The 5,196-nt window shown below is 65.0% G+C and carries 3 protein-coding genes and 2 pseudogenes; 3 read left to right on the forward strand and 2 right to left on the reverse strand.

Annotated features, from left to right (window positions below):
* From EN738_RS35760 to EN738_RS30530, 3 genes and pseudogenes are all read left to right on the forward strand, one after another.
* Positions 1-451: pseudogene (locus tag EN738_RS35760) on the forward strand (exopolysaccharide biosynthesis protein); the annotation flags it as partial.
* A gap of 3 nt (positions 452-454) precedes the next feature.
* Positions 455-1,588: a cellulase family glycosylhydrolase gene (locus tag EN738_RS30525; protein WP_127286864.1), complete on the forward strand. Its 1,134-nt coding sequence runs from the start codon at positions 455-457 to the stop codon at positions 1,586-1,588.
* Between the two features lie 60 nt (positions 1,589-1,648).
* Entirely contained in the window at positions 1,649-3,178 is a 1,530-nt protein-coding gene (locus tag EN738_RS30530; protein WP_127286865.1) for a hypothetical protein, read from the forward strand.
* A 2-nt stretch (positions 3,179-3,180) separates the two neighbouring features.
* Here the strand turns inward: EN738_RS30530 and EN738_RS30535 are convergent, their stop codons facing one another.
* Together EN738_RS30535 and EN738_RS30540 are read right to left on the reverse strand one after the other, a co-directional pair.
* Positions 3,181-4,065, reverse strand: coding sequence for a hypothetical protein (locus tag EN738_RS30535; protein WP_245494818.1), 885 nt, complete (start codon positions 4,063-4,065; stop codon positions 3,181-3,183).
* Between the two features lie 221 nt (positions 4,066-4,286).
* Positions 4,287-5,196, reverse strand: a pseudogene (locus EN738_RS30540) (DJ-1/PfpI family protein); the annotation flags it as partial.

A 5,196-nucleotide genomic window follows, 5' to 3' on the forward strand; every position in this document is an offset into this window, starting at 1 on the left:
GAATGTGCTCGTGGTTGAAGTCGGAGACCTGCCGCATCGCGCGGGATACGGCTCCGGCCTGTTCATCGACGGCGCCAGCGGCCTGCGCACGGTTGCAGCCGGTGGGGCGGCCGGGCAGGGTCAGCAATCGCGCGATCGCAACAGCTTGCGCAGCATTCTTGCCGAAGCCGGCAATGCTTTCGATTTCGTGCTCGTGGTCGCCCCATCGCTTGGCGAAGAAGGTTGGGACCCGGAGCTTTTTGCCAAGGCCGATCTCACGCTGTTCGCGTTGAACCGGTCCGAAAGGGCATCCGACGCCGCCGGCCTGATCGAGCGGCATCTCGGTGCTGGCCAGGTCGAACGGAGCGCCACGCTGCTGATCGCGCAGGACAGCGCCCAGCCCGGCGAGAGCCGGCAGGATGTCCCGTCGAAGGCCGGCGACTGGCGCCGCGGCGCCATCGCGAGGACCTGATCCATGCGGACGCCGGAGCAGGCATTGCCGGCGCTGTCGCGGCGGCGAGCGCTTGCCCTGACCGGCGGCGCACTGCTTGCAGCCTTGCCTTTTTCCGTCTCCGCCACGCTGCCGGCGAACAAGCGCGCCGTTCCCTCGCATGGCTTCAACCTCCCCGGATGGTTCGAACGAGAAGGCGGGACCGCCCCTGCACCGGCCGTTCTGGAGAAGCTTTGTCAAACGGGGTTCGAAACGATCCGGTTGCCGGTGAATGGCGATCTCGTCGCGGATGGCAACAGGGCGGCATTGCGCGCCATTCAGCGTGGCGTGGCCGAGCTTGTCGGGCTGGGCTTCGCGGTGCTGGTGGACATGCATCCTTCGGGTGATCTACGCGCCGCGTTCGAGCGCGATCCGACAGCCGCCGCCAGGAAGGTGGTTCAAGCCTGGACGGCGCTGCGCGTCGTCATTGCCGACCTGCCGGAGGATTCGGTCTATCCGGAACTGTTGAACGAACCGCCGATGGAGCGGAGCGACTGGCTCGCGCTGCGCGATGAGCTTGCCGGGACCGTGCGCGCCAAATGTCCGCTGCACACGTTGGTCTGGGGGCCGGCGCGCTTCCAGGGTATCTGGGAGATCGGCGACACCCCGCCGCTCGCCGATGACAGGCAGATCGCCGCCATCCACTACTACGCGCCCATGGCCTTCACGCATCAATGCGAGACCTGGGATCGATCGCCGCTCGCCCGTCTCGCCAACCTGCCCTTTCCTGCGACGAAGGACTCGCCGCCGGTCCGCGCGCTTGTCTCCAAACTCCAGGCGGCGGGCGACGAAGAAGCTGCTTCCCTTCTGGAGCAGGAACTGTCGAGCCCCTGGACAGAGGCGCGGATCGCCTCGGATTTCGCCGGGCTCGGGCGCTGGTCGGCGGCCCAGCACTGCCCCGTCATGCTGAACGAGTTCGGCGTGCTCAATTTCTGCGTCGATGCCGACAGCCGCGCACGCTGGGTTCGCGCCGTGCGCAGGGCCGCCGAGGCCAACCAGATCGGCTGGGCCCATTGGGAGCTCGACCAGGGGTTCGGTTTCATCGCCAGCAGGCAGAGCGCGGAAGGATTCGACCGCTCGATGATCGCCGCCCTCCTCGGCGGCGACGGCGAGGACTGACATGGACAGGGCTCAGCACATCCGGGCGCCGATGCCTGCGACGGTCAGGGCCGACCGGCAATGAGCGTCACCGGGACATATCCACCGCTCGGCCTGGACGCGTCGAGGCTGGAGGCGTCGCGCGATGACGCGCTGCTGCATGTCATCGTGTCGCTCTCCGTCGTTGCCTTGACGGTCTCGGCCTTCGCCGTCTGGACACCGTTCGGCATCGCGGCGACATTTCTGCTGACGCTGATCGTGGCCAACGCCATGCCCGCTGGCGTCCCGGTCCTGATCATCTGCGCCTTCCTCTACCAGAACCTCATAGTGACCTGGTACACCCCTTACATCCCCGACAACGATACGTTCGACGCGCTGCGCGGCACCAACTTCGTCATCCTGATGACCGCGTTCTGCATCTTCCTTGCCGCGTCGTTCCAGCAGCGCGTGCGCGCCCTGCCCGAATTGCGCTTCTGGCTGCTGCTGAGCATCGTTCTATGCGGGACGATCTGTTTCTATCTCGCCCTGGGGATCGTGCACGGCCAGCCCAAGGATGCGGTCGTCTATTTCCGCAATACGATCACGCCGCTCGCCTGCTTCCACATCGCGGTGCTTGCCGCCAGCCTCTATCCGGTCGACCTGCGCAAGAGCATGTTCTGGCTCGGTGCCGGTGCCATCATCTACGGCTACGTGGAGCTGACCTTCACGATGGATTTCCTCAGCCTGTTCCACGGCGACCTTTACATCCAGCGCAACATCGCGCGGCAGATCGAGACCGGCGTCTGGGAGAAGTCACTCAAAGAAACGGGCTTCGTTTTCCGCGGCCTGCAGGACGTGATGACGACGACCTTCTTCAACACGCCGTTCTTCAACGACATCCTGCCAAGCGTCTTCCGCATCGGCGGCCCGAATTTCCATTCGATCAGCTATGCCTACGCGCTCAGCATCATCTCGGCCTGGCTTCTGTTCAGAGGCCGCTGGCTGCTGCCCATCGCCGCCCTGCCGCTGCTTCTGGTCATCGGCTCCAAGGGCGCGACGTTCCTTTTGCTCATCGCGCTCGCCATGCGCATCATCTACCGCCCTTCCCGCGCGCGCCTGACGCTCGCCGCCGTCCTGGCCCTGGCAGCGATCTGGACGACCGCCGCCATCGCCTATGGCGCCACGCATGGCGACTATCACGTGCTTGGCCTGATGGCCGGCCTGCGCGATTTCATGGCCAACCCGCTTGGGCAAGGATTGGGATTTGGCGGCAATCTGTCGAGCACCAGCCTCAATCTCAGCTGGGCGACCGCCCAGGCCGAGGGCGTCGCGTCCGTCCCCGTCGAAAGCGCGGTCGGCGTCATGCTCTACCAGATGGGGGTTGGCAGCTTCGTCTTCTTCGGTTTCCTGGCGGCGCTCGCCGTGGCGGCACGGCGGCGGCTGATCGACACCGGCGACCCGGATTTCCTGTTTGCCTTTGTCGGCATCGTCACCATCTCGGCCAATGCCGTGCTGCAGGAAGAGGCGTTCTACTCGCCGCTCGCGCTCAGCTTCTGCCTGCTGCTCGTCGGCGTCTCGCTCGGAACGCACTGGCGCGAGATGGCGACGGCGAGGACCAGTCAGCAAACCTGATCTTAGGGGCCGAAGATCACCAGTTCGGTGAATGTCAGATCCCCGGGCGAAGGCGGTTTCGGCCCTTTGAAATATTTCAGCCCCTTGTTCGCGAAGTAGCGGCCGAACAGGCCTGCGATCGGCCCATTCGCATCGACGAGGCAAAGCAGGATTCCGCGCCGCAGGAGAATGCGTCCCACGGCACCGGCGCAGCGGCCCAAATCCACGAGCGAACGGCAATAGACGATTTGGGCGCACGGGATCAGGCCGTGCAGGATGCGGCGCGGCATCAGCACCAGCGGATACGCCGCCCCGTCGCGAACACAGATGAAGGAGAGGCAGCCCAGCGCGGCATGGTCCTCGAGAATGGATCTCTCGCTGTCCGACAGCATCGCCATCTCGGCGAGATCGGAGCGGACCTCGAGCACCCGGCATGACGGCTGCGCCGAACTCAAGGCGGGCAGGAACGCGAACTGGCCGCTGGCGAAGAGGCGAAAGCCGAGCGCCTTGTTGGCGTTCAATGTCGAGGGTGCCGGCGAAATGTTGGTGTAGGTCACATCCCTTCGCCTGAGCACCGGCCAGATCAATTTCATGGCGTAGGGACGGAATGCCTTGTCCACGGACCAACTTGAGATATTGCAACGGATTTCGTCGCCCTCTCGCCCCGGGTAACGGGCATAGAGGGTCAGCACGACCCCGACGATCCGGCCGGAACTTTCCAGCGCAAAGCCATATCGCGGACAACCCTCGATCGCGGGCCGCTCCGCCAGACGGATCAGCGCATGCATCCAGTATTTGCGGCGGCGCATCGGAAAGCCTCTGCGCAGGCAATCGAGCACGCCTTCCCAATCGTCTTCGCGAATTGGTCGACAGCTGAGATCGGAGGGAGGAGCGCCAGGAACGGCCATCGTCGACTCGGGAATACTACCAAACCAACTGGATAGCTTCACGTTCGTACTTATGCTACTTCGCAAAAATTAACAAACTCTGCGCCGTGGCAGGCGTTTCTGTAGTCATTCCTGAAATACAACCTTGTACAACCATCGCCACTTGGCCGCGGTGCGTTCGCCGGAGAAGTCACCGCTCGCCAGCCTGAAGTGCAGTCAGGCCCACTCGCGGCGCAGGCGCCTTATTGCGCGGCGCTTTGCTTCGGGTATTCGAGCTGCATGGCGACAAAATCGGTCGTGTCCGTGCCATAGCGGTCGGCGATGTTTCGAAGCGCCTGGTCCAGCGCCACGGCCGGCGGCTGATGCTCGAAGCCGGCGATCCGCGCTTCCGAAGCCCAGTTGGCGATGACCTGGTCGGGCAGGATGCGCATGCCGTTGCGGCTCGTGACGGCTTCAGTCGTCGCGGAAATCGTCACGGCGCGCGAGCGGTAGGTGCGCGACCATGCATCGGCGACAAGGGCGAGCGACACCTCGTCCATGCCCGGCGTCAGTTCCAGCCCTAGCTGTTCGCGATCCCAGAATGCGAGCGTGTTGCTGATCGCCGTCAGCGCGAAGGGACGCGTGAACTTGAAGGCGCCGCTGGCATGGCGCGCATCCCAGCCGGTGAGCCCAAGCTCGTGCGCGACGGCTTCGGCCTTCCGCCTGCCGGCTATCGCCTCGATCAGGGTCAGCATCATCGGCATCGACGCCGTGATGCCCGTCGTTGTCGCCACACCCTGGTCAACCACGAAGCGCCGGTCGGCGACATAGCGGATCGAGGGATGCCGGTCGCGAAGCTCGCCCACCGAATACCAGTGCGTGGCCGCCCGCTTGCCGTCGAGCAACCCGCTGGCGCCGACCACCTTGGCGCCGGCGCAGATGCCAATGACGATGGCGCCCTTGGCCGACTGGCGCCTTATCCATCAAGCACCGCAGGATCGTCGTAGCGGCTCATCGCCGGAACGATGACGTAGTCGGCGCCTTGCGGATGCCGCGCATCGAACTCCGCCACTGTCGCATCCGGCTCGACCTTGAGCACGGGAAAGAGCGTCACCGGGCCTGGCTGGGTCGCCACCGCCATCACATCGGCGACGTCAGCGCGCTTCAGAATGC

Origin of the sequence: Mesorhizobium sp. M4B.F.Ca.ET.017.02.2.1 (genome assembly GCF_003998955.1) — a bacterium.
Taxonomy (GTDB): domain Bacteria; phylum Pseudomonadota; class Alphaproteobacteria; order Rhizobiales; family Rhizobiaceae; genus Mesorhizobium; species Mesorhizobium abyssinicae.

Excerpts from the sequence above, each read along its gene's own strand:
- EN738_RS30525 (WP_127286864.1), top strand. The coding sequence starts at position 455 with ATGCGGACGCCGGAGCAGGCATTGCCGGCGCTGTCGCGGCGGCGAGCG.
- EN738_RS30535 (WP_245494818.1), bottom strand. The coding sequence starts at position 4,065 with ATGGCCGTTCCTGGCGCTCCTCCCTCCGATCTCAGCTGTCGACCAATT.
- EN738_RS30530 (WP_127286865.1), top strand. The coding sequence starts at position 1,649 with ATGAGCGTCACCGGGACATATCCACCGCTCGGCCTGGACGCGTCGAGG.